12 protein-coding genes are annotated in these 23992 nt (G+C 69.7%); 7 read left to right on the top strand and 5 right to left on the bottom strand.

Annotated features, from left to right (window positions below; translation table 11 throughout):
• Nucleotides 1–8: 8 nt before the first annotated feature.
• Both OEB96_RS40110 and OEB96_RS40105 read left to right on the top strand, forming a co-directional pair.
• Nucleotides 9–1040: an FkbM family methyltransferase gene (locus tag OEB96_RS40110; protein ID WP_266222205.1), complete on the top strand. Its 1032-nt coding sequence runs from the start codon at nucleotides 9–11 to the stop codon at nucleotides 1038–1040.
• Between the two features lie 93 nt (nucleotides 1041–1133).
• Nucleotides 1134–4478 (top strand): hypothetical protein, encoded by a 3345-nt coding sequence (locus tag OEB96_RS40105; protein WP_266222204.1) that lies wholly within the window; start codon nucleotides 1134–1136, stop codon nucleotides 4476–4478.
• Between the two features lie 20 nt (nucleotides 4479–4498).
• On the opposite strand, the gene OEB96_RS40100 is transcribed toward OEB96_RS40105, so the two are convergent.
• Together OEB96_RS40100 and OEB96_RS40095 are read right to left on the bottom strand one after the other, a co-directional pair.
• Complete coding sequence (locus tag OEB96_RS40100; protein ID WP_266222203.1) at nucleotides 4499–6562, bottom strand: PHP domain-containing protein; 2064 nt, start codon at nucleotides 6560–6562, stop codon at nucleotides 4499–4501.
• 47 nt (nucleotides 6563–6609) lie between these two features.
• Nucleotides 6610–8157: a hypothetical protein gene (locus OEB96_RS40095; protein WP_266222202.1), complete on the bottom strand. Its 1548-nt coding sequence runs from the start codon at nucleotides 8155–8157 to the stop codon at nucleotides 6610–6612.
• 294 nt (nucleotides 8158–8451) lie between these two features.
• Between OEB96_RS40095 and OEB96_RS40090 the strand changes: the two genes are divergently transcribed.
• Together OEB96_RS40090 and OEB96_RS40085 are read left to right on the top strand one after the other, a co-directional pair.
• Nucleotides 8452–10089, top strand: a complete 1638-nt coding sequence (locus OEB96_RS40090) for a flavin monoamine oxidase family protein (RefSeq protein ID WP_266222201.1) — start codon at nucleotides 8452–8454, stop codon at nucleotides 10087–10089.
• Nucleotides 10090–10208: 119 nt separating this feature from the next.
• Nucleotides 10209–11171: a hypothetical protein gene (locus OEB96_RS40085; RefSeq protein WP_266222200.1), complete on the top strand. Its 963-nt coding sequence runs from the start codon at nucleotides 10209–10211 to the stop codon at nucleotides 11169–11171.
• Here OEB96_RS40085 and OEB96_RS40080 read toward each other — a convergent pair.
• Nucleotides 11158–12585 carry a pyridoxal phosphate-dependent decarboxylase family protein gene (locus tag OEB96_RS40080; RefSeq protein ID WP_266222199.1) on the bottom strand — a complete coding sequence of 476 codons (1428 nt, stop codon included), beginning with the start codon at nucleotides 12583–12585 and terminating at the stop codon, nucleotides 11158–11160. The two genes, OEB96_RS40085 and OEB96_RS40080, sit on opposite strands and share 14 nt — an antisense overlap.
• Before the next feature lie 115 nt (nucleotides 12586–12700).
• Between OEB96_RS40080 and OEB96_RS40075 the strand changes: the two genes are divergently transcribed.
• The gene (locus tag OEB96_RS40075; RefSeq protein ID WP_266222198.1) at nucleotides 12701–13684 is read left to right on the top strand and encodes a MopE-related protein; all 984 of its coding nucleotides are present in this window, start codon (nucleotides 12701–12703) and stop codon (nucleotides 13682–13684) included.
• 20 nt (nucleotides 13685–13704) lie between these two features.
• On the opposite strand, the gene OEB96_RS40070 is transcribed toward OEB96_RS40075, so the two are convergent.
• Both OEB96_RS40070 and OEB96_RS40065 read right to left on the bottom strand, forming a co-directional pair.
• On the bottom strand, nucleotides 13705–14307 hold the full coding sequence (locus OEB96_RS40070) for a glutathione S-transferase family protein (RefSeq protein ID WP_266222197.1): 603 nt from the start codon (nucleotides 14305–14307) through the stop codon (nucleotides 13705–13707).
• 67 nt (nucleotides 14308–14374) lie between these two features.
• Nucleotides 14375–15637 carry an ammonium transporter gene (locus tag OEB96_RS40065; protein ID WP_266222196.1) on the bottom strand — a complete coding sequence of 421 codons (1263 nt, stop codon included), beginning with the start codon at nucleotides 15635–15637 and terminating at the stop codon, nucleotides 14375–14377.
• Between the two features lie 207 nt (nucleotides 15638–15844).
• Between OEB96_RS40065 and gltB the strand changes: the two genes are divergently transcribed.
• Nucleotides 15845–20314: a glutamate synthase large subunit gene (gene gltB / locus OEB96_RS40060; protein WP_266222195.1), complete on the top strand. Its 4470-nt coding sequence runs from the start codon at nucleotides 15845–15847 to the stop codon at nucleotides 20312–20314.
• 55 nt (nucleotides 20315–20369) lie between these two features.
• On the top strand, nucleotides 20370–23978 hold the full coding sequence (locus OEB96_RS40055; protein WP_266222194.1) for an AgmX/PglI C-terminal domain-containing protein: 3609 nt from the start codon (nucleotides 20370–20372) through the stop codon (nucleotides 23976–23978).
• Nucleotides 23979–23992: the final 14 nt, after the last annotated feature.

The raw sequence follows: 23992 nt of genomic DNA, 5'->3' as shown, positions 1-23992 counted from the left end.
GCCGAGCGATGTCGTCGTCGGTCCCAAGCTGCCTCCTGCTCGCGCTCGCCGTCGGGCTGGCTCCGATCGGCGCGTGCGGGAGCGATGATGCCTCTCCGGCGCCGGCCGCCCCCGAGCCCGTGCCCGTCGCCGAGCCTCGGTTGCTCCCCCTGGACGAGGTCCATGTGGACCCCGACGAGGTGGTCATGGTCCAGGGCAGCAAGATGGTCCTCAACCCCAACGACACGATCGTCAGCCGGGTGATTCGGCGCGACGGAATCTGGGAGCCCCTGGAGACCCGCCTGTTCACCCAGACGGTGCGGCCGGGGGACGTGGTCGTCGATGTGGGGGCCAACATCGGCTACTACACGCTGCTCGCTGCGCGCCTGGTGGGTGAGACCGGCCACGTCTACGCGTTCGAGCCCGAGCCGGAGGCCTTTGCCCTGCTCGAGCGCAACGTGGCGCTGAACGGGTACGACAACGTCACGCTCGTCGACAAGGCGCTGGGCCGCGAGGCGGGGCGGCTGCAGCTCTACCTGGCCAAGAACAACCGCGGGGATCACCGGATCTACGATCCCACCGGTCGGCGCTCGTCGATCGACGTGGACGTGATCGCGCTCGATGCCTACCTCGACGAGCGGGGGATCGAGCGGGTGAACCTGCTCAAGGTGGACACCCAGGGGGCCGAGTGCTCGATCCTCGATGGAGCCCGCCGCACGATCGCGAGCCACCCCGAGCTGGGCATCGTCATGGAGTTCACGCCCCACTCCTTGGCCCAGCTCGGCGACGAGCCCCGCCGGTGCCTACAGACGTTGGTCGACACGGGATACTCGCTGCTCGACATCGAGGAGTGGAAGCGTCGGATCGTCCCCACCGACGTCGACACGCTGCTGCGCGTCTATCCCCAGGACGACCGCACCAAGTTCACCAACCTGTGGCTGCCGCCGCGCGAGGCGGGCGGAGCCGGCCCCGGTGCGCCACCGGCTGATGCTGGAGTTGCTGCTCGAGCGCAGCCCGAAGCTCGGCCTCCGAGAGCACCGGGTGCACCTGCGGCCCCATGATGATGCACGGCACATGGACCCGATCGACCCATGAGAGGCCATGATCCGACCGCACGGTCCAAGACATCCGGTCTGGCCCGCGCACGCATGCTGATGAAGGCCAAGCTGGGGTGGCTGTGGGGCTACCCCAGCGCGCAGGGCTGGACCGTGGTCCCCAGTGATGGCGAGCGTTCGACCGAGGAGCTGGTGCTCGATCGCGATCACCTACGGCGGGCGACCTACACGGCCAACAAGCTGCGAGGGGAATTTCCGCGAGCATTGCCCGTGCTGGTGGGGGACGTCGATGCCTGGCAGCACGCCGTGAGCCACGTGCTGGCCACACTCAAGCCCTGGGTACACCACGGCCAGGCTCCGCCGGCCGAGCTGTTCGAGACCGAGGTCTACTCGCGCACCGCTCGTGCCCGAGCGATCGCGCTGCGACGCGAGCACCCGCGCCTGCGCGGCCTGGTCGACGCGCTCTCGTGGGTGATGGCGACTCGAGCCGTGGCCGCAGCCAAGGCACTGGCCTGGGTGGACCGCGAGGCCGAGGCGCTGACGGTCTTGCTGGAGCACCAGCCCGCGCCGGTGGCCATCCCCCTCGGCATCGAGCTCGTGCAGCTCGCGACGAGCCTGGGGCCGAAGGCGGTGATGCCCTTGCTGCGACTGGTGGGCGAGCCCGCGAGCTACCGCGCACCGGCCCACGGCGCGGTGGAGTACCTGCAACGAGCCGATGCCCTGTTCTGCGCGCCGTATCGCACCACGAAGCCTGCGGAGCCGCGCATTCGCCTGCCCGGCGCGCTGTCCACCCACGCACGCTGGCTGCTCGCCCAGGATCGGGCCACTGCCAAGCGATCCCTGGAGCAGCTCGCACGCTGTGACCTCGTCCCGCTCCTGATCGCCTGGGACGAGTGGTGGCCCGCCGCTGCCGCTCTCGTCTCCCGGGCTCATGCGATCTGCGCTCATCAAGCCGAGTCGCCCGAGCGCTCGCGGCGACTGGGAGCGCTGCGCGGCAAGGCCATCGCGCTCCGCGAACGACACCCCGGCGAGGTCGCCGTTCGCGAGCTGCTGGCTGCGCTGCGCGAGCTCGTTGCGCGGCTGCCCGAGGCCCACGCGCCGCTCGGCCGCATCCTCGGCCGCTTGTCCGGGCTCGAGCTCGCCCCCCTGCGCGCCGGCCTCGTCATTCAGTGGAGCCACCTGCTCACGGCCGAGCACGCGTGGTGGAACCCACGCCGCCTGCTGCCCTTGCTCCGAACGATCGACGAGCACCTGCGAGTCGACACCATGACCCCTGCACGCATCGCCCCGTGGCGGGAGGACATGGCCGCCATCGCGGCCACGGGCCGCAGCCGTAGCTCGATCGATCAAGATCTCCTGGAAGAAGACGGCGGGATCGAACTCGCCGACGTTCCCCGGGTATTCGAGGCGCTGCGCTGGATCGAGGCCCACGAGCCCTCGATTGCACTCGACGCAGCGGCCGACGGGGTGCTGCGCCAAGTCGAGGCGACCCATGATGCAGAGCTCGCTGCGAGGCTCGTGGTCGAGCTCGAGCGCGCTCGGGTAAGCGGCGCCCGGATCTCCGTCGAGACCCTCCGCGCCGCCTGGATGGCGTGCGATCCTCACCCGGAGTTCTACGCCGACGTCGTCAGAGTGCTCGAGCGCATCGAGAACCTGACCGAGCTGCGGCCCCTGGGGTTGGTCCAGGCCGTCGGTACGGCGCTCCATGGTGACCGCCCCCTGCTGCGCGCGCTGCTGCTCGACGACGATCCGGGCCTGCTGGTGAGGTGTGGGCGCAAGCTCGCAGCTCTCCAGGCCCTCGGGAGCCCGGTGGCGCCGGCCGTCCCCACGCCCGCGCTCCCCCCCGACTGGGTCCAGCACTACCCCGCGTCGCTACGCGACGATCTCGTGTGGCTATGCCACCAATCACCACGAGCCGAGGCCATCGCGGCCAAGCTGCTGCGCTCGATCCACCGCCCCCCTGAGGACACCGCGGCTCAGCGTCGGGCCATCGAGGCCATGCTCCCCGGTGCCGCTCCCGCACGCCGGCGTACCCTCGAGGCACGGCTGACGCTCCTCGAGCAGCAGCAGGCTCGGCCCGCGCCGACGCCCTCGGTCGCCAAGCTCGAGCGACTGCGCACCAAGCTGCGTCGACGTGGAGCGCTGGCTCGGCTCGAGGCGCTCGAGCGCGAGGCCGATGCAGCCCTGCCAGGCGCCGTTGCTCACGAGCTGGGTCTGCCTTCGCCACCCCCGTCCTGGGCGCTCGAGGAGCGCGTGCTCTCGCTGATCGGCCCGCTGCGACGCGAGCCCGAGGCCATCCGCCAGCTTGCGCGCACGCTGTTCCAGGCCCGGGCGGGGCCTCCACCCTGGGACCTGCGCACGCGCCCGGCCAATGCCGCGTTCCTTGCCTCGCTCGTCGAGCGCGGCCTCGACGTGGGCCCCTGGCTCGACGGGCTCGCGCCCGTCGAGGTCGGCAAGGGCACCGACCGGCTCACACTTCGCCTCGAGGACGATCCGCTCGAGGTCTTTCACATGGGTCATCACTTCGGCACGTGCCTCAGCCCCGGCCAGTGCAACTTCTTCTCGGTCTTCGCCAACGCCGCCGACATCAACAAGCGGGTGCTCTACGCCCGCGACGTGCGGGGTGGCGTGGTGGGGCGCCGGTTGCTGTGCCTGACCCGGGACGGCGCAGTGCTCGCCTTCAACGCCTACTGCCACGACCAGGGTACGAAGTTCGAGGACCACTCGACCGTCTTCACCCGCCGGCTCGCCGAAGCCATGGGCACGATCGTGGTGGGTCGAGCCTCCATTCCCAGGCTCCTTGCGCCCGACTGGTACGACGATGGCCCCGTCGACATCGTGGGCCAGCTCGCCGCGCTCGACGAGGGCTCGAGCTTTCGCGAGGCCCTGCGCGAGGTGCCCCCCGCCACGCTCCCCCAGCTGGTGGCTCGCGTCCTCGATACCCCCAAGCTCGATGAAGCCATCGCTCCCATGGTGATCGCGCTGCCCGAGATCGGGGCTCGTCCCGAGCTCGGGCTGCCCTTGCTCGGGCTCGTTCGGCACCCCGAGCGTCTGCCCCTGCCGGCCTGCCAACGCCTCGCCCACCTGCTCGTGGACGCCGGAGCCGAGAGTCGTGCACGGGACGTGCTCGCCGAGCCGTTCGTGCGGGCGCTGATGCTGCAACACCGGCAGCACCGCTGGATGAACCCCGACGCGCTCGAGCAGCTCGCAGGCTTCGCCCCCAGCCGCGTGCTCGAGGTGCTGCGTCGCACCCGCCCGCGCGGGGTTCGTCGCTGGGATGACGAGGCCTCGACCGATCGTCTCATGGCGGCCGGGGCGGCCATGGAGGCCCTCCATCGCAGGACCCAGGCCATTCGCATGTATCGCCTCGCGGCCGCGGCCCATGGGTCCAAGGCCGACCACAAAGCCGCCCGACGACGCCTGCGTGCACTCGAGGCCGAGTAGTGCGGAGCCGAGCCTCCGTGTCACTGCGCTCGCAGACGAATCGCGCCCGTGAGCGCATGGTCGCGGCCGTTGCCGAAGGCATAGAGGGGATTGTGCCAGGGCATGAGCTGCGCCCACACCAAGTACGTTCCCGAAGCGCCCAGCCGTGACGCATCCAGGCTCACCATGATGCTCCGATCGAAGTTGCTGTCGGGGCGGATCCGCTGCATCTCGTCGCTGCCCACCAGCGGCTGTACGAAGTGCGTCGCGTCCTCCGAGCTGTAGAGCACGTCGACCACGGGGTCGGCGGCGTCGCCGCTCGTACCCAGCACCAACAGCACGCGATTGTCTCCGTCGATGTAGTCGGACACCCGCCCGAACGCGCGCAGCATGAGGGTCTGGCCGGGCACGTAGTCGATCGTGTCTCCCAGCAGGTACTCCTGGCCATCGATCGTCACGCGGAGGTCGATGAAGGTGCTGCGATCGTGCACCACGACGCGCGCCGCAGCCAGGCCGTCGAGCACACCGTCGGCGCCGTTGGTCCACACGAAGCTCGGCGCCCACACCGTGGTGGTGGGCGATGCCAGCTCGGCGTTGGTGGGATCGCAGGGGAACGAGCCGCACACGACCTCGGTGTGGTCGTGCACGTCGCTGCCCCCCACCAGCATCATCGGCCAGCGACCGTGCTTGAGCATGCCCACCCACGAGCGCTCCAGCGGTTGCTCGGGGAGCTCGGTCGTCAGCAGATCGCCCGCGACCACGGCGTTCAGATCCAGCCCTCCGTGGTAGGCGCTGTCGTCGTCCTGGTCGTGACGATTGCCGCCGTTCCACACCTCCAGGCCGTCGAAGTCGAGGCTCGACCAGTCGTACTCCACCCACGGAGCGATCGCCGACTCGTGGTTGACGATCGCCAGCCCGCCCATCGCATGAGCGAGGGCGAGCTCCTCTGCGTTGGTAGCCGTGGGATCGACCCAGCGCTCGCGAAAGATGCCGGGGCCAAAGCCCGCGTCGTGATCGTAGTCGGTGGGGTCGGCCATGTAGCCCGGCGCGTACACGGGATGGCCAGGAACGGGATTGCGGGGCAGGAAGCCAAAGTGCCCGTCGAATTGGTTGGAGATCTCCGAGCCCACCACCAGCAGCGCACTGGGGTCGGCTTCGGTGATGGCCCGCACCACGTCGCGCCCGGTCGCCACCTCGGGCCCCTCTGCCGCCGCACACCACGAGGAGAAGTGCCGGCCGCACTCCTCGAGCTCGTTGTTGGTGTGGTCGGAGAACACGAGCCAGTGCAAGCGTCCACGCAGGGAATCGAGACGCCGGTCGGAGAAGTCGTGTCCGGCGTCGTCGGACCGCACGTTGATCATGCGCTCGTAGTAGGCCTGTACTCCCCCTGCCTCGTCCCCTCGCTCGCTGTGACGCGTGTGCACGTGGAGATCCCCCGACCACCAGTGGTTGTCGCGCACGGCCAGCTCCCAGGCCTGGGAGATCACGGGACCCCACGCACCGTCGTCGCCGAGGCCGCAATCGAGCCACGCTTGCCACGACAGCTCGAGGGAGTGGCACCCTGACCCGACTCCCGCGAGATCCCATACGAGCTTGGCTCGCTCGCGTGCGCTGCCTCCGTCCTCCCACTGTAGCGACTCGCCCGGGGACAGCGCCCGAGCGCCCCCCACCTCCAGGCTGCTTCCCGGGGGGCCGGCGACGAACGTCCAGCGCACGCGATCGGTCGAGCAATCACCGATGCGGGTCCGAGCTTCGTAGCCGTAGAACGCGTCGGCCAGGGCCATTCGTGGAGGCTCGGTGGCAAAGCCATGATCCTCGGGCGGCGGGATCTCGGCTCCGGTGGTGGTGGGATCGCACGGAAGCGGCGCCCCGTCGTCGGTCCCAGTCGTGCCGGACTCGGTCGTATCCAGCCCCGTGGTCTCGAGCCCAGTCGTGGTCGAGTCGGGCCCCGAGCCGACGCTCGACGTCGTCGTACCACCGTCGTCCACGGTCGACGATCCGCTCGTTCCCGTTGCCTCATCGACGAGAGGAACCGGCACCGAGCAGCCTCCGAGCGCCACCGCCACGCCGATCCCACCGAGCCCTTGCCACGCCCTGCACGCCATCTCGACGAGCGTAGCCGATTCGCGCGGGATCCCGGATCCCGCGCGGTTCATGGACGCAGCCGCGCGAGGAACGAGCCTTGCAGTGTGCCGCCCCCGAGGCTCGCGCCCTCCTCGTACGCGAGACCAGACAGCACGATCGCACCATCGGGGGTGGGCGCCATCCGAAAGATCTCGATGTAGCTCTGCGAGTACAGCACCTCGACCCACCGCGCGTTGCCGTCGTCGTCCACGGCCGCCAGTGCCGGGAGCCACTGGTATTCGAACCCGGTCACCCCAAGCGGACCCAGCTCGAGGTTGCTGGCGAACTCCACGTCGAACACCGTCGAGCCATCCGGGAGGGCCCCTGCGTTTCCCAGGTAGGCATCTTGCCCCACCCAGTGCTCCGACTGGAGCTCCAGCGCATCATCGAACGCGGCGAGCATCACGTTCGCGTGGCCGGTGTCCTGGGCATGCACGGAGGCCACTACGATTGGCCCCTGCGGGCGCGCCATCGTCCGTACACGTCCCACCCACGAGGTGCCCACGTCCGGGACCCGTACGAGCGCCTGCGGGTTGCCCTCGTGGTCCATCCGAATCAGCGCCACCTGGATCCCATCGACCTCGATCGCCATGGGCCCAAACGAGAGGCCGTCGCCCGTCAGCGCGATGCCCAAGAGCACCTGGCCTTGCGTGCCGACGGCCACGGACATGCTCTCGGGTGGAATGCCGAAGTCTCCCTGCCCCACCTGGATCCACGAGCGAGCACCGCTGGCATCGATGGCCTCCACGAAGAACCGCCCCTCGATCGCCTCCGGACCATCGTCCTCGAAGATGTAGCCGCCGACCACATAGGTCGTGCCGTCGGCGCCCACCGCAACCGCGTGGTAGCCCGACGTGGTTGCCGCGTGATCCCACTGGAACTCGCCTTCGGGGCCGTAGCGCACCGCGAACGCATCATTGCCGACCGACGCGGGCAAGCGCCCTCCGCCGAGATCGGGCGTGCCTTCATAGACCCCGACGACCGTGATCGTCCCGTCCTCACCCACGGCCACCGCATTGGGCATCGGACCGGCGACGCTCCTCACCCACCGCAACGTGCCCTCGGAATCGAGCCTCATCACGAACATGCCGGCGAGGTCTTCGCCCTGGAAGCCCCCCCAGCCGTCGGTCCCCACCACCACGATGTCCCCGGTGGGCGTGGCTCCGATGCCTCGCACATAGCCGGGCAGTTCCTGCGTCCATGCGAGCGCGGGCTCGCACACGAACCATCCGTCGCAATCGTCGTCTTGCGGGGTATCGCAGCGCTCCTCCGCCTCGGGCCACGTTTGCCCGCCGCAGGCCGACCAGCCCACGCCATCCTCTGCGCAAACCTGGACCCCGGCCGCGCAGATGCCCACGCCCTCGGTCCCCGGCGGTCCCTCGTAGCAGGGGCGGCTTTCGCCGGGCACACACTCCGAGGACACGACGGTGGTTGCATCCTCGGCATCGACGTCCGAGCCCGTCGTCGAGCCGGTCGCCGTGGGATCGGACGCGGGGACCTCGCTCGGATCCTCGCGACACGCAGCAACGAGGAGCAGGCTCGCCACGATCCACTGCAACCGCTCGATCCTCCTCATCACGGCCACGATAGCGCATCACGATGGTCACGATGGTCACGATGGTCGCGCGCCCGCACGGGGACCCAGGGGCGGGTCCGAGCGTGCCTCCCCCGGGCGACGCACTCGAGGCCAGAGCCGTGCCACGACCCACGAAACCGACGCGGGGCATCGCTGGCTGCGGGGACCAACCCCGGGTGATACGGTCATGGGGACATGGCCCGCTCCCCCCTGTTCAAACGATTTCAGCACTTGGTGGCCCTCGCTCGCCTTGGTCGCGCTCGTGGGCTCGACGATCCTGCCGCCATTCGAGCCGTGGCATCGACGTACCGCGACGATCTCAAGCGTCGCGACGTGGTGACCGGCATGGGTAGCGCGCTGGCTCTGGCGGCCATGCCCTTCGCCGGCTGTAGAGGCGACGATGACCCCCCCGCGGGCGACGTCCGCATCGCGATCGTGGGTGGTGGCATCGCCGGCGTGCTGTGTGCCTACCGACTGGAGCAGGGCGGAGCCACGGTGACCCTCTACGAGGCTTCCGATCGCCTGGGCGGCCGGATGTTCACGGGGCGCGACCTCTACCCCGACGGACAGGTCTGCGAGCTCGGGGGTGAGCTCATCGACACCAATCACGCCACGCTCTGGGCGCTGTCCGAGGAGTTCTCCATCCAGCTCGACGACCGGCAAGCCGGGCCCTACGCCGCGCTCGAGGTGGAGACGTTCTGGATCGATGGCGCGGCCGTGGACGACGACACGCTGCTGCAGCAGCTGGTGGCCGTGATCGGCGAGATCCAGGCCGACTTCGACGCAGCCGAGAACGACGACGCGGCCTACGCCGCGCTCGACGTGGAGTCCCTGACCGACTGGCTCGAGCGTCGAGTACCCATTGCACAATACCGGGAGCTGCACGTCGTGCTCGACGTGGCCTATCGCGGGGAGTACGGGCTCGAGAACGACCAGCAATCGGCACTCAACCTCATCTACTTGCTGGGGCTCGACACCGACGCCTTCCGCATCTTCGGCGACAGTGACGAGCGCTACCACACCCACCTGGGGAACGACACGTTCGTCACCGAGCTGGCCGCTCGACTGTCCGACGGCGCGGTGGCCCTCGAGCACCGCCTGGTGGCCGCCACGGGCGAGGGACCGTTCGAGCTGACGTTCGAGACCCCCGACGGAGAGCTCCGCGTCGAGGCCGACAAGGTCGTGTTTGCCCTCCCCTTCTCGATCCTGCGCGAGGTCGACACGGCAGGCCTCGCACTGAGCGACGAGAAGCGCGAGATCATCGATACCATCGGCTACGGCACGAACGCCAAGGTGATGGCGGGCTTCGAGCGCCCGGTGTGGCGCGAGGACCACGGGGCGTCGGGGGCAGTGACCACCGATCTTCCCTTCCAGCAGTCGTGGGACACTTCTCTGGGCCAGGACGGGGCCACCGCCATCCTCACCAACTTCCTCGGCGGCCAAGCGGGTCTCGACTCGGCCGCAGGCGAACCCGAGGACTGGGTCACCACCGTGCTGCTGCCCGGTCTGGACGAGGTCCATCCCGGCAGCGCGGCCGCCTACCGCTCCGGTAGCGCGGTACGGATGCACTGGCCGACCGTGCCCACGCAGAAGGGAAGCTACACCTGCTACCAACCCGGGCAGTGGGCATTCTGGTCGCTCGAGGGCGAACCCGAGGGCGACCTGCACTTCTGTGGCGAGCACACCAGCCCCGACTTCCAGGGATGGATGGAGGGCGGGGCCGAGAGTGGTGAACGCGTGGCCACGGAGATCCTCGACGAACTCGGGCTCGAGCTCCCGGACGCACTGCTGCGTCGGGCCGCGCTGCAGCGCCTGTTGCCGCCGATCCCTCGCAGCGGCCGCCGCAACGCGCTACGCCTGCTGCGAGCCCGCCGCGAGGTCTACGCCGCGTGGGGTCGTGCGCGACGGGAGCGGCTCGCCGCGCGACGCTAGCCGCTGAGGCTCATCGCGAGCCCGAAGAACGCACATGCGGTCGCCGTACTGGTCTCCAGGTCGGCCATCGTCGTCCGTGGGTTGCGTAACACCCGCCAGCCCGCCGACGATCGCCCTCCGTGACCCGCTGGTTGCTCCTGAGCGCGGCCCTCGCGACGGCCTGCCAGTCACCAACCGAAGATGCCTCGGTGGCTCCCGCTGCCGTGACCGAAGCGCCCGAGGACGCCGGTCCGACCGACGTCGAGCCCGAAGGCCTGGGCCGCATCCACGTGGGCGGCGCAGTGATCCGCGTGGAGTACGACGGAAACGAGCCGCCGCTCCCGGCCGAGGTGATGGACGCGTGGGTCCGACGCTCCGCACGCATGGTCGCCGACTACCTCGGCGAATTCCCGGTCCCCAGCCTCGAAGTCACCCTGGTGGGGCGCGGCTGGGGAGGCGTGGGCTTCGGCACGCACCAGGACGGTCGCTGGATCACCATCTATTGCGGGCGTCATACCACCGAGCGCGGGCTCGAGAACGACTGGGTGATGGTGCACGAGATGCTGCACGCCGCCTTCCCCGATCTGGAGCGGCGCCATCGCTGGATGCAAGAGGGTCTGTCGACGTACCTCGAGCCCGTCGTTCGAGCCCGGGCCAGCAACACGACCGACGAGGAGGTCTGGCGCCGCTGGACCCGCTCCATGCACCACGGACGCCCAGCCGACGGCGACGAGGGGCTCGACATCACCCACACATGGGGGCGCACCTACTGGGGAGGCGCGCTGTTCTGGCTCATGGCCGACGTCGAGCTGCGCACCCAGACCAACAACCGCAGATCGCTGCGCCACGTGATCCAGGGCCTCTTGCGGGAGGGTGGCAACGGCCGGGTGACGTGGTCCACCAGACGGGTGATCGAGGTGGGCGACGCGGCCACGGGAACCACCGTTTTGCGCGACCTCTATGCCCGGATGGCCGAGGCCCCCGGCGACGTGGATCTCGACCAGCTCTACACCGAGCTCGGCGTGCAGCGGAGCGACGGACAGATCTTCTTCGACGACCAAGCACCGCTGGCCCACGTACGACGAGCGATCACGCGGGAGTAGGGCCTGCGGCCCCTTCATCGTCGGGGAGAGCATCCGCCGTCGCGATGACCTCGTCGACGAGCGCGTCGAGCTGCTCCTCCGTGCGTTCGGGATCGACGAAGACCCAGCGGATCACCTCGCGTCCGTCGACCACCGCATGCCCGACCTGCACGACGTTGCGCTCCCATAGCGCCCGACACAGGCGACGGCTGGACTTGCCATCGACCTCGAAGCACACGTTGATGGACGCGGTGGGGATTCGGAGCCGGAGCCGCGGGTGAGCCTCGACCTTCGCGGTCATGTACGCCGCGAGCTCGAACAGACGCTCGACTCGCCGCCCGAACCCAGCATCGCCGTGGTGCTTCCAGCTCAGCCACAGCTTGAGCGCATCGTTGTGACGCGCGCACTGGAGCGAGCCACGTCCGGGATCGAGCAATGCATCGTCCTGGAACAGGTAGCTCGCGGCCTCGTCGAAGTTGCGCGCGGCTCGATCCGGACGGCGGGTCAAGAGCACCGAGCAGGTCAGCGGCATGCTGAGCAGCTTGTGGGCGTCCCACGTCAGCGAATCGGCGCGCTCGCAGCCCGCCATGTGGTGGCGATGACGGGCCGACAGCAACACCGAGCCACCATAGGCGGCATCGACGTGGAGCCATACCCCCTCGCGCTCGGCCACGTCGGCGACTTCGCTCAGCGGGTCGAACGCTCCCAGCACGGTGGTCCCCGCCGTGGCGTTGATCATGACTGGCACCACGCCCCCGGCTCGATCCTCCGCAATCATCCGCGCCAGCGCCGGCGGCAGCATGCGACCGTCGGACCCCACCGGGACCACGCGCACGCAGCTGCGCCCCATCCCCACCATCCCGGCCGCCTTTCGGATCGAATAGTGGCTCGCCGCCGAGGTGTAGAGCGCCACTCGCTGCCCCGAGGTGCCCTGCTCACGCGACTCCGGCAGCGCCTCGTTGCGAGCCATGATCAGGGCGGCCAGGTTCGAGAGCGATCCCCCCGGCGCAAAGAGCCCGTCGCCGTCCGGCATGCCCGCCAACGCCCCCATCCGGCGCAGAACGGCTCGCTCGATCAACACCTGTACGCCGCTGGCCTTGAACGTGTGCATGGGGGAGTTCGCGAGGACCGCCGCGATCTCCCCCAAGGTCGCCACGCGATCGCGCCCACCAAAGAGCTGGTTGAAGAAGCGCCGGCTCGAGGTGCTCGGCGTGCACTCCTGCACCCGCCGCAGCAGCTCCCAGGTGTCCGGCCAGGGGAGTGGCCGACCGTCGATCGCGACGGGCAGCGCGTCGAGCAGTTCATCGGCCGTACGGTGCGACCGCATCGGCTGCTCCCGGTCTCGGCGCAGGTGTTCCTCGATGAGGGACGCCGCGAGCCGTGGAAGCTCCTCTTCCGTCGGCTCACTCGTGGGCTCGTGGTCGGTGGCGCTCACCGCGATGAACTATGGCATTGGCCCCCGCCCGACTTCGACTGGCGACCGGAGGCTCCCGCGCACCGCGCTCGTCACGAGCACGTCACGAAGCGTCCCGGACTGGTACAATGCCAGGATGTCCTTGCTCTCTCGGTCTGGTCTCGGCGTCGCTCCCGTCTTCCTCCTCGCCCTGGGCTGCGCGGTCGGAGATCCCGGCACCAGCTTCTCCGGCGGCTCGCTGACGTTCGGAGACCCGACGGCGGCCAACACCCAGGGCGACGCCGGCAGTGCAACCGACACCGACGACGGAGACTCGGCCACGTCCGTGGCCACGGGCAATGACTCGGCCGACAGCGCGGACACGGCCGCCAGTGCCGACTCGGGAGGGACCTGCACCCCCAGCGATGAGATGTGCAACGGCCTCGACGACGACTGCGACGGTGAGATCGACAACGGAAATCCGGGCGGCGCAGAGGCTTGCAACACCGGCATGCCAGGGGTGTGCTCCACGGGCACCAGCGTCTGCGAAGCGGGAGCGATCGCCTGCATCGCCGACGTCGCCCCCTCGCCCGAGCTCTGCGACGGCCTCGACAACGACTGCAATGGCCAAGCCGACGACGGCAATCCCGACGCAGGGGGCGCCTGCAACACCGGCATGCCGGGCGTGTGTGCCGACGGCACGGGCTCGTGCGCGGGGGGCGGCCTCGAGTGCATCCCCGACACCGCCGCGTCCAACGAGGTCTGTGACGGCCTCGACAACGATTGCGACGGACAGGTCGACGACGGCAACCCGGGCGGCGGAGGAGGCTGCAGCACCGGAATGCCGGGGATCTGCAGCTCCGGCACCCAGCAGTGCACGGGCGGCGCCCTGTCCTGTCAGCAGAACAACGCGCCCGTGGCGGAGATCTGCGCCAACGGTCTCGATGACGACTGCGACGGTGCGATCGACGATGGCTGCAACAACTGCGCCCACGACATCTGCCTGACCGGCGTTGCGCTGGTCAACGGCTGCGATCCCTGCGTCACCAGCATCTGCGCGGTCGACCCGTTCTGCTGCAGCACCTCCTGGGACGGGATCTGCGTGGGTGAGGTCGGCAGCGTGTGCGGCATCGTCTGCTGATGACTCGGCGCGCGTGACGATCAGGCGTGCGGTCTGGTCGCCACCAGGCTCTCACGGGTACCGTGGTGCTCCACACAGCGCACCAGCGCCGCGTGTCGATCCACCGGATACGTGTCGCGGAAGCGCATCCACTCGAGCGCGGTGCACAGTGCGATCTCGGGCAGCCCGAACGCGCGCGCACGGGTGAGCCAAACATCGTCCACCCGGGCCTCGAGCCACGCCAGGGATGCCGCCGCACGCTCGTGCTGCTTGGTGACGTAGGCGGCCTGCGCCCCCGTGACCCCATCGCGAGCGAGGTAGAAGGCATTGATCAGCGCATCGAGGGCTCCGTCGATCACGGTGCAGACGTTGTGCGCCTCGACGTCATCGGCCCCGAGCGGTGCGAGCGGACCCGGACCGTGGGTTCGCATCAGGTGCTCATCGATGACCCGCGAGTCGAAGATCGCACGACCGTCGATCTCGACCGTGGGAACCTTCCACAGCGGGTTGACCGCGCGCATCGCGGCCTGACCGCCCTCGGAGAACACGTCCACGAGCTCGAAGGGCACGCCGAGCTCGAGGGCGACGATTCGCACGCGACGAACGTAGGGAGAGGTCGTGGTGCCGAACAGGCGCATCGTCATCGCCCGCGAGCATGCCATGGAATCCTCGCGGGCCCGCGCCGGGGGATGTCGATGCGCACTGATGGACTCAGCCGGCGTTGAGGAGGCCGTAGCCGTCCTCGCCGTGCTCGCTGTGATCCATGCCCGCCATCTCGGCCTTCTCGCTCAGACGCAGCCCGACCACTCGCTGCACCAGCACGAGGATCGCCAGCGTCGAGACGCCTGCATAGACGATGGTGACCCCCACGCCCGCCAGCTGCACGCCGAGCTGATCGAGCACGGTCCATGCACCCCCCCGGATCTGCTCGGCCTCGGCCATCCAGGTGTCGCGCACGAAGAAGGTGAGGAACACGGCCCCCACGATGCCCGAGACCCCGTGGATCCCGAACACGTCGAGGGTGTCGTCGTAGCGCAGCCGGTTCTTGATCAGGATCGCGCCGTAGCTCACCGCAGACGCCAACGCACCGAGGACGAGCGCGCCCTTGGGCTGCACGACTCCGGCCGCAGGGGTGATCACGACGAGCCCGGCGAGGACGCCAGACGCGACGCCGAGGCTGGTCGCCCGGCCATGGTGGGCGGCCTCGATGAGCATCCACGCAACGGCGCCCGCCGCCGCCGCGATCTGCGTGGCCGTGAGGGCCTGCGCGGTCTGGAGATCCGACGCGATCGCGCTGCCGGCGTTGAAGCCGAACCACCCTACCCACAGCAGGCCCGCCCCCATCAGGGTCATCACCAGGTTGTTGGGGTGCATGGCGGTGGCCGGGTATCCGCGCCGCGCGCCCAGGTAGAGCGCGGCCACCAAGCCGGCCACGCCCGCGGAGATGTGGACCACGGTGCCCCCCGCGAAATCGATGGCTCCCCGTGCGCCGAGGTTGAACAAGAACCCGTCGGGCGCCCACACCCAGTGGCACAGGGGATTGTAGACCAGCAGCGCCCACAGGCAGATGAACACGCAGTAGCCAAAGAAGCGCACCCGCTCGGCAAACGCCCCCGCGATGATGGCGGGAGTGATGATCGCGAACTTGCCCTGGAACATGGCAAAGACGTACTCGGGCACGCCCGCATCCATGATGCGTTCGTCGGCCGCCTCGAGGAACAGGTAGTCCGGATTCCAGCCCACCCAGCCACCCGCCACGTTGGGCCCGAACGCCATCGCATAGCCACACACGGCCCACAGCACCCCGATGAACGCCATCGCCGCGAACGCGTGGAGCATGGTCCCGAGCACGTTCTTGGTGCGAACCAAGCCCCCGTAGAACATCGCCAACCCGGGCACCATCAGGAGCACGAGGGCGGTGGAGGTGAGCATCCATGCGGTGGTCCCGGAGTCGATGGTGATGGGGGACTGCATGGGGAGGCATGATCCCTTGCCTTCGCCGCGGTCTCCACTGGCGGAACGATCCTTGCCGTTCCCGGCTCTGGTCGCTCCAGGCGTCCAGCCGACCCAGTGTAAGTGATTTACACATGCCCCCGGTGTGTACGTAAATCGTCACACGAGCCGGAGATCGCCCAACGTGCGACTCGACGCGGCCGCGGCGGGTCGTCATCCTGGCCATCGATGGAGCAGGTCGAAGAATACTCGAGCTGCGGGGTCGGCCTGATCGCGGCGCGAAGCGGTCGTCGCGATCACGCGATCGTGCGCTCGGCCCTGCATGCCCTGCGCTGCGTGGAGCATCGCGGAGCGTGCGGGCCGGACGGTCGCAGCAGCGACGGAGCGGGTCTCATGACGGAGATTCCCTTCGCGCTGCTCGGCCACGAGCCCGGTGCTGCCGCCCTGGCCACGCTGTTCCTCACCCGCGATGCGGCCCGCGCCCAGCGAGCCCTCGAGGTGTTCGAGCAAACCTGTGCCTTCATGGGCATGGAGATCCAGGGGTATCGCGAGGTTCCCCACAATCTCGAGGTCCTCGGCCCGGCGGCTCGAGAGAGCTGCCCTCGCATCGTGCATGCGACCTTGCGCCGCCCCGCCGAGTGCCGCACCGATGCATCGTTCGACGCACGGCTCTACCACGCCAAGCAGGTCACCCGCACCAAGCTCAAGGCGGTCGACGCGTGGACGGACCTGTTCTTCGTGTCGCTGTCGACTTCGACCGTGGTCTACAAGGCGCTCTGCCGGGGCATGGACCTCGACCAGTTCTACCCGGATCTCGCCAATCCTCGCTTCCTCAGCCGCTTCGCTCTGTTCCACCGCCGATTCTCCACCAACACCCGCAGCACGTGGGACAAGGCCCAGCCGTTTCGCCTCGTCGCGCACAACGGAGAGATCAACACGGTCGCCGGCAACCGCTCCTGGGCATTCTCGCGCGAGCAGGCGCTGGGGCTCGACCGCGACGAGCTGCTCACCCGCCAGGACATCAGCGACTCGGGCAGCCTCAACGAGATGGTCGAGGCGCTCAAGTACCGCTCGAGCATCCCGCACCTCGACGACATCCTGGCCATCATGGTTCCCCCCGCCGACGCCCGCGGCGACTTCTACGAGTTCTGGGGGCGCGCCATGGAGCCGTGGGACGGACCGGCGCTGCTGGTCTACGCCGATGGCGCGACCGTGGGTGCGCGACTCGACCGCAACGGATTTCGACCGGCGCGCTGGTGCATGACGCAAGACGCGTTCTACCTCGCCTCGGAAGCGGGCGCGTTCGGGGTGCCGGAGACCGAGGTCATCGCCAAGGGCATCTTGCGAGCGGGTTCGGGCGCGACCGTGGGACTCTCGTCGGGCAAGGTCCACTTTCGCGATCCCAGCCAGTCTCGCGACAACGCAGGGGCCACGTTCGATGCACGCCTCGTCCCGGTGGGCGAGGTGAGCCGCCACCTGCATCCCGAGGCGCGTGCATCCATCGCCGCCATCGAGCCCCGTGCGCTCCCCCGCCAGGCCCTGCACGGGCTGACCGAGGAAGAGCTCGATCGCGTGCTCCGTCCGATGATGCTCACGGGCAAGGAACCCATCGGCTCCATGGGCAGCACGGCACGCCCCGCGATCTTCTCCGAGCAGTGCCGCTCGCTCTACGATTTCTTCTATCAAGACTTTGCGCAGGTCACCAACCCGCCGCTCGACTACCTGCGAGAGGCCATGGTCACCGATCTCCGCACGCAGCTCGGCCGGCGGCCCAACATCTTCGCGCCCAAGGAGCTGCTCCCACCGCCGCCTGCGCTCCATCTCGAGGATCCGGTGATACGGCTCGAGCCGATGGAGCAGCTGCGAGCGCTGCGGATTCGCATGCCGTCGCCGCTGCGAACCCTGGCGGCCGAGCTTGGTGCCGTCTACGAGCGAGGGGGAGGCGAGGCGGGGCTGGCCGCAGCGCTCGGTCGGCTGGGAGACCAGGCGCTGGCCGCGGTACGCGATGGCTGCTCGTTGCTCATCCTCAGCGATCGCGACGCGGACTTCGACCATCCCCCCATACCGAGCCTGCTGGCGCTGCGTGCCGTGGTCGCCGTGCTCAACCGCCACGGGCTGCGCCTCTACACGTCGATCCTCGTGGAAGCCAGCGACATCCGTAGCACTCACGCGCTGGCGTGCGCCATTGGCTTCGGCGCAACCGCGGTATGCCCTCGGCTCGCGCTCGAGCAAGCTCGCTTCGGCGAGCACCCCGAGCTGCTCTCGGTGGCCCCGGAGCTCCGCGAGGAACGACTGTGCAAGGCGTTCCTCGGCGGGCTGCTCAAGGTCATGGCCAAGATGGGGATCTCGGTCGTACGCAGCTACCAGAGTTCGAAGCTCTACACGCCGCTGGGACTGGGCCCCAGGCTCCTGCGCCAGTACTTCGGGCTGCTTCCCTCTGCGCTCGGCGGTCTCGAGCTGCCCCAGCTCGCCGCCTGGCTCGAGCGCAGCGTGGCGTGGGCCGAGCAACACCCGCCCGCCATGCCCCTGCCCAGCGCCCACCTGTTCAAGGAGAAGAAGCGCGGGTGGACCGAGCCGGGCCTCGAGGGAGGCGAGCGCCACGCCATGACTGCCGAGCGCAGCAAGCTGGTTCACGATCTCGTCCGCGGTCGACTTCGCGGCCGCGAGCCGCGAGCGTTGTGGGACGAGTACGGGCACCTCGGCGAGGCCGGCGAGCCGATCAGCCCGCGCCACCTCCTCGACCTGAGGCGCGCCGAGCGTCCGCTTCCGCTGTCCGAGGTCGAGCCCGAGGAGGCCGTCCTCGCGCGCTTCGGCTCGGGCGCCATGTCGTTCGGGGCCATCAGTGCAGAGGCCCAGCGCGACCTGTTCGTGGCCATGCGCTCGGTGGGAGCCCGCTGCAACAGCGGCGAGGGCGGCGAGAACCCCTACTACTTCGTCGATGGGACCACCGCCACCACCAAGCAGATCGCATCGGGGCGCTTTGGCGTGACGGCCGAGTACCTGGTCACGGCTCAGGAGATCGAGATCAAGATCGCCCAGGGCGCCAAGCCCGGCGAAGGCGGTCAGCTGATGGGGGTCAAGGTCGACGAGCAGATCGCGAGAGCCCGCTTTGCGCGACCGGGGGTCGACCTGATCTCGCCACCCCCCATGCACGACATCTACTCCATCGAGGACCTCGCGGAGCTGATCTACGAGCTCGGTCAGCTGTGCCCGGGCGTCCCCGTGTGCGTGAAGCTGGTCGCCGGCGCCAACGTGGGCACGATCGCAGCCGGCGTGGTCAAGGCCGGCGCCGACGTCATCCAGATCTCGGGTGGCGACGGCGGAACCGGAGCGGCCTCCCTGTCGTCGATGCAGCATGCCGGCCTGCCCTGGGAGCTGGGGCTGGTCGACGTCCATCGTCGCCTGGTCGAGCTGGGGCTTCGCGATCGCGTGCGCCTGCGGGTCGACGGTGGGCTCTCGACCGCCCGCGACATCGTGATGGCCGCGCTCCTGGGCGCGGAGGAGTTCGGATTCGGCAAGCTGCTGCTCGTGGCCCAGGGCTGCATCATGGCGAGGGTCTGTGAGAAGAACCGCTGCCCCACGGGGATCGCCACCCACGATCCCAAGTTCAAGGCCAAGTACAAGGGCACGCCCGAGCACGTGGTGGCCCTGCTGCGTAGGCTCGCGGGAGAGGTCCGGGAGCTGCTGGCCAGCCTCGGTGTCCGCTCGCTGGGCGAGCTCGTCGGCCAGCGGCGCTGGCTACGAGCTTCGTCGCGCCACGAGACGCTGGTGGCCGAGCGCGGCATCGACGTGGGGCCCATGCTCGAGCCGGTCGCCTGGTCACGTGACCCCGGGCGCGCGGTGACCGAGGGCGGCGAGTGGTCGGACCACGAACGCGCCCTCGTCGAGGAGGTCCATGCTCAGCTCGCGGCCGGAGATCGGGTGGAGGTGTGCACGTCGGTCCGCAATACCGATCGAGCGGTGGCCACGGGACTCGCGGGCGAGCTCGCGCGGGCGGCCCACGTCCGCCGCATGGAGAGCCAGCGCCGACCCACCGAGCCCGCACCGTCGCCCGCGGCCCTCTACCCGGATCCCGGCACGCTCCACCTGCAGCTGGAGGGCAGCGCCGGGCAGGGACTGGCCGCGTTCACGGTGAACGGCATGCACATCGAGCTCCGCGGTGAGGCCAACGATGGCGTGGCCAAGTCGATGGCAGGAGGCAGAGTGGTCGTTCGCCCGCCCATCCGCACCCGCTACCTCCCCGAGGACAACGTGATCATCGGCAACGGGGCGCTCTACGGCGCCACGGGGGGCACCCTCTACGTTCATGGCCGCGCGGGGGATCGCTTCGCGGTTCGCAACAGCGGCGCCACGGCGGTGGTCGAGGGTGCCGGCCTACACGCGTGCGAGTACATGACCGGTGGAACCGTGGTGATCCTCGGGCCCCTGTCCGCCAACGCCGGCGCGGGCATGACCGGAGGCCGGCTGTTCCTTCCACCCGAGCATCGTTCCGAGCTCGACGAGCGCTATGTGATCGCCACTCCCATCGAGGAGGACGAGCGTGCCGAGCTGCTCGGGCTGCTACGCGACTACTTCAGCGCCACCGGCAGCCGAACCGCGCGCGCCCTGGTGACCCAGCCCTGGACCTTGAGCCAGCGCCTGCTGCGGGCCTGGCCCCGTGCGATCACACCGGCAAGCGAGCAACGTGCGCTCGGGTGAGGACTTTCGGCCGATCGCACGGGAACCGAAGCGGCCTCGGCTTGTCCAGTCGCCCATGCCGCGCCCTTCGCCCGTCCGTAGGCCCTCCCGACGCTCGCGCTCGACCCTGCTGACGGCCCCCTTGTTGCTGGTCGCGTGCACGGCGCGCGAGCCTCTCCAGGAGGAGGCGACCCCCGAGCAGCTCTCGATCCCGCCCACGCCCGTCACCTCGATCCCGTCCGATCTTCCGAGCCGCACACTTCCACCCCCCGACGCCGCCTCGACCGCCCCTCCGCTGTCGCTGACCGCGTCGGACGGCACGGGCCTGCGACTGGTGTCGCTGCAAGCCAACGCCTCGGTGCAAGAGCCCCTGGCCTACACCGAGCTGCACCTCGTGTTCGAGAACCCGGAGAACCGCACGCTCGAAGGACGCTTCACCATCGACCTACCCCCGCGCGCCGCGATCTCCCGCCTGGCGATGAAGATCGACGGTCGGTGGCAAGAGGGCGAGGTGCTCGAGCGACAGGCCGCCCGCGTGGCCTACGAGGACTTCCTGCACCGCAAGCAAGACCCCGCCTTGATGGAGAAGGAGGCCGGCAACCGCTTCAGCGCGCGGGTCTTCCCCATTCCCGCCAAGGGAACCAAGGAGCTCATCGTCTCCTACTCGCAGGAGCTTCCCGACGCGGAAGAACCCTACCGCCTGCCGCTGCGGGGCCTGCCCGAGCTCGACGCCTTCGACGCGCGCATCCTCGTCGATCGCCCCGCCGGAGAGCCGACACCGGGCGGCACCGCCACCAAGCGGGAGGTCATCGAGATTCACGAGACCCACCACATGCCCGACCGGGACCTCGAGGTGGCGGCGTTTCGACCGCGGCACGCCGTGGGGCTGCGCAACGACGACATCGCGATGGCCCGCGTCACGGTGGAGGGCTCGCTCGCCCCCGAGCCGCTCACCGATCTGACGATTCTGTTCGACACGAGCGCCTCGCGAGCGCTCGGCTTCGACGCCAAGGTTCGCCAGCTCGGCGAGGTGATCGAAGCGCTGCGTTCGCGAGCCGGTGACTTCTCGCTGCGCGTGGCCGCGTTCGATCAGGACATGTCGCTCGTCTTCGACGGCAAGGCCAGCGGGTTCGGAGCCGAGCACCTGCAGGCGCTCTACACCCGCCGCGCCCTCGGGGCATCCGACCTCGCCAGCGCCCTGCGGCGCGTGGCCACCATCAGCGGCAGCGACGGCCGCGTGCTGCTGATGACCGATGGCGTGACCACGGCGGGAGACGACGAGGTCTCCGAGCTCACGGCCGCGGCCCAGAGCCTCGAGCGCGTGGGGGTGGGACGAATCGACGCCATCATCGACGGCGGCCTGCAAGACCGAGCCGTGCTCCAGCAGATCACCACCGCCCTGGCGCGCAACGGAACGGTGGCCGACGCCGATCGTCCACCGGCCCGCCTCGCGGACGCTCTCCTCCGCACCACCCTGCCCGACGTGGCGATCTCGGTCGAGGGCAGCACGTGGAGCTGGCCTCGCACCGTCGAGGGCCTACAGCCCGGCGACGAGGTGCTCGTCTACGCCAACCTGCCCAAGAGCGCCGCAATGACGGTGGTGCTCGAGGGCACCGAGACCATCCGCACCGAGGTCCCGCTCACCGCCGTGGACCGACCGCTGCTCCAGCGCGCATGGACGGGCGCCCGCATCCAGGACCTCCAGCTCCAGCGCTCGCAGCTCGATCCCGGCGACACGGGCGGTCGCGTGCGTCTGCAGCAGCGCATCGTGGACCTCTCCGTGACCCACCGCGTGCTGTCGGACTTCACCGCCTTGCTGGTGCTCGAGACCGAGTGGGACTACGAGCGCTTCGGCTTCACCCGGCGAGGGCTCTCGGACATTCTCGTGGTGGGACCCCACGGGCTGGAGTGGCTCGCTCGTGACGAGCCCAAGGGGGAGCCCACCGCGAGTCGACCCTCGCCGACCGACGCGATCCCACAGATGGCGCGCGCATTCGATCCCGACCTCGGCGCGGTCGAACCACCGCCACCGGACTCGTCGCTCCCGATGATGAACGACGACGAGGACGTGTGGGGCGGCCTGACCGGTACCGAGGTCGGAGAGTCGTTTGGCGTGGGCGGCCTGGGCTTGGTGGGCACCGGTCGAGGTGGCGGCGGCACCGGTGAGGGCACCGTCGGCATCGGCAACACCGGCCTCATCGGCAAGGGCGGCGGCTCGAGCAAGCGCAGCGGCTACGGTCGAGGCGCGGGGGCCGGCTTTGGAGGCCGAGGCCGACAGGTCCCCCGGGTTCGCATGGCCAAGGCCACCGTCCAGGGCACGCTCGACCGCGACATCATTCGCCGCATCGTGCGGGCCCACATCAACGAGGTCCGCTACTGCTACAACCAGGGGCTCGAGCGCGACCCCAACCTCCACGGACGCGTGACGGTGCAGTTCGCGATCGACCCGCAGGGCAAGGTGCCCTCGTCGGCGGTCGCCGAGTCCACGCTGCCCGACGCCAGCGTGTCCACGTGCATCGCGCGTGCCGTCAAGCGCTGGAAATTCCCCAAGCCGCCCAGCTCCGGCCTCGTGCTGGTGACCCATCCGTTCGTGCTCTCTCCCGGCGATGGACCGGCACCACGACCGGAACCCCTCACCCCCGAGCAGGAGGCCCAGATCGCCGAGGCCCAGCGCGCGGCCGAGGCACGAGACGCCCAGCGGATCGAAGAGGAAGCCCGTCGTGCGGCAGAGGCCAAGCGCACCGAGGGCAGCCCCTACGAGGGTCGCATGTTCGACGTGATGAAGGCGCTCGAGGCCGACCAGATCGACGCCGCGCTGCAGATGGCGCTGCAGTGGCGCGACGAGTCGCCGGGCGACGTGGTTGCGCTGCTGGCCCTCGGTGAGGCGCTCGAGCGCCAGGGCAGGCTCCACGCGGCCGCTCGCGCGTACGGCTCGATCCTCGAGCTGTTCCCCTCTCGCGCCGACCTACGCCGCCACGCCGGCTCCCGACTCGAGCGACTCGGCGACGATGCGGCACTCACCCTGGCCATCGACACCCATCGACATGCGGTGGAGCAGCGTCCCGATCACCCGTCGAGCCACCGCATGCTCGCCTTCGCACTGACTCGCGCTGGCATGTACGAGTCGGCCTTCGACGCGCTCGTGTTCGGGCTGGAGCAGAAGTACCCGGAGGATCGGTTCGAGGCCGCGCAGCGGATCCTGAGCGAGGATGCGGGCCTCGTTGCGGCGGCGTGGGTCCACGACCAGCCCGCCCGCGCCGACGAGATCCACACCCGCGCGGCCAAGGCGGGCGTCACCATCGCCACCGCTGCCTCCACGCGCTTCGTGATGACCTGGGAGACGGACGCCAACGACGTGGACTTCCACGTCTACGATGGCAACGGCGACCACGCCTACTACCGCGAGCGCAGCCTGCCTTCGGGCGGTGCGCTCTACGCCGACGTGCGCGATGGCTACGGACCCGAGTGCTTTGCCATCGAGGGCGTCCCAAAAGCCTACCCCTACCGCTTCGAGGCCAACTACTTCTCGCGCGGCCCCATGGGCTACGGCATGGGGGCCCTGCAGGTGGTCGAGCACGACGGCTCGGGCGGCCTGTATCTCGAGACCCGTCCCTTCGTCATCATGAAGGATCACGCCGACGTCACACTCGGCCGCCTCGAGGGCACGCTGGCGCGCAAGGGATAGGAAGACGTCGCCGT

The organism is Paraliomyxa miuraensis (genome assembly GCF_026337845.1).
GTDB classification, from domain to species: domain Bacteria; phylum Myxococcota_A; class Polyangia; order Nannocystales; family Nannocystaceae; genus Paraliomyxa; species Paraliomyxa miuraensis.
The sequence above is the reverse complement of the archived record's forward strand: the minus strand, read 5'-3'. Positions and strand labels throughout refer to the sequence as shown.

What these genes read in the sequence shown, in the direction of transcription:
- OEB96_RS40110 (WP_266222205.1), top strand. Translation starts at nt 9, where the DNA reads ATGTCGTCGTCGGTCCCAAGCTGCCTCCTGCTCGCGCTCGCCGTCGGG.
- OEB96_RS40105 (WP_266222204.1), top strand. Translation starts at nt 1,134, where the DNA reads ATGAAGGCCAAGCTGGGGTGGCTGTGGGGCTACCCCAGCGCGCAGGGC.
- OEB96_RS40100 (WP_266222203.1), bottom strand. Translation starts at nt 6,562, where the DNA reads ATGGCGTGCAGGGCGTGGCAAGGGCTCGGTGGGATCGGCGTGGCGGTG.
- OEB96_RS40095 (WP_266222202.1), bottom strand. Translation starts at nt 8,157, where the DNA reads ATGAGGAGGATCGAGCGGTTGCAGTGGATCGTGGCGAGCCTGCTCCTC.
- OEB96_RS40075 (WP_266222198.1), top strand. Translation starts at nt 12,701, where the DNA reads ATGTCCTTGCTCTCTCGGTCTGGTCTCGGCGTCGCTCCCGTCTTCCTC.
- OEB96_RS40070 (WP_266222197.1), bottom strand. Translation starts at nt 14,307, where the DNA reads ATGACGATGCGCCTGTTCGGCACCACGACCTCTCCCTACGTTCGTCGC.
- OEB96_RS40065 (WP_266222196.1), bottom strand. Translation starts at nt 15,637, where the DNA reads ATGCAGTCCCCCATCACCATCGACTCCGGGACCACCGCATGGATGCTC.
- gltB (WP_266222195.1), top strand. Translation starts at nt 15,845, where the DNA reads ATGGAGCAGGTCGAAGAATACTCGAGCTGCGGGGTCGGCCTGATCGCG.
- OEB96_RS40055 (WP_266222194.1), top strand. Translation starts at nt 20,370, where the DNA reads ATGCCGCGCCCTTCGCCCGTCCGTAGGCCCTCCCGACGCTCGCGCTCG.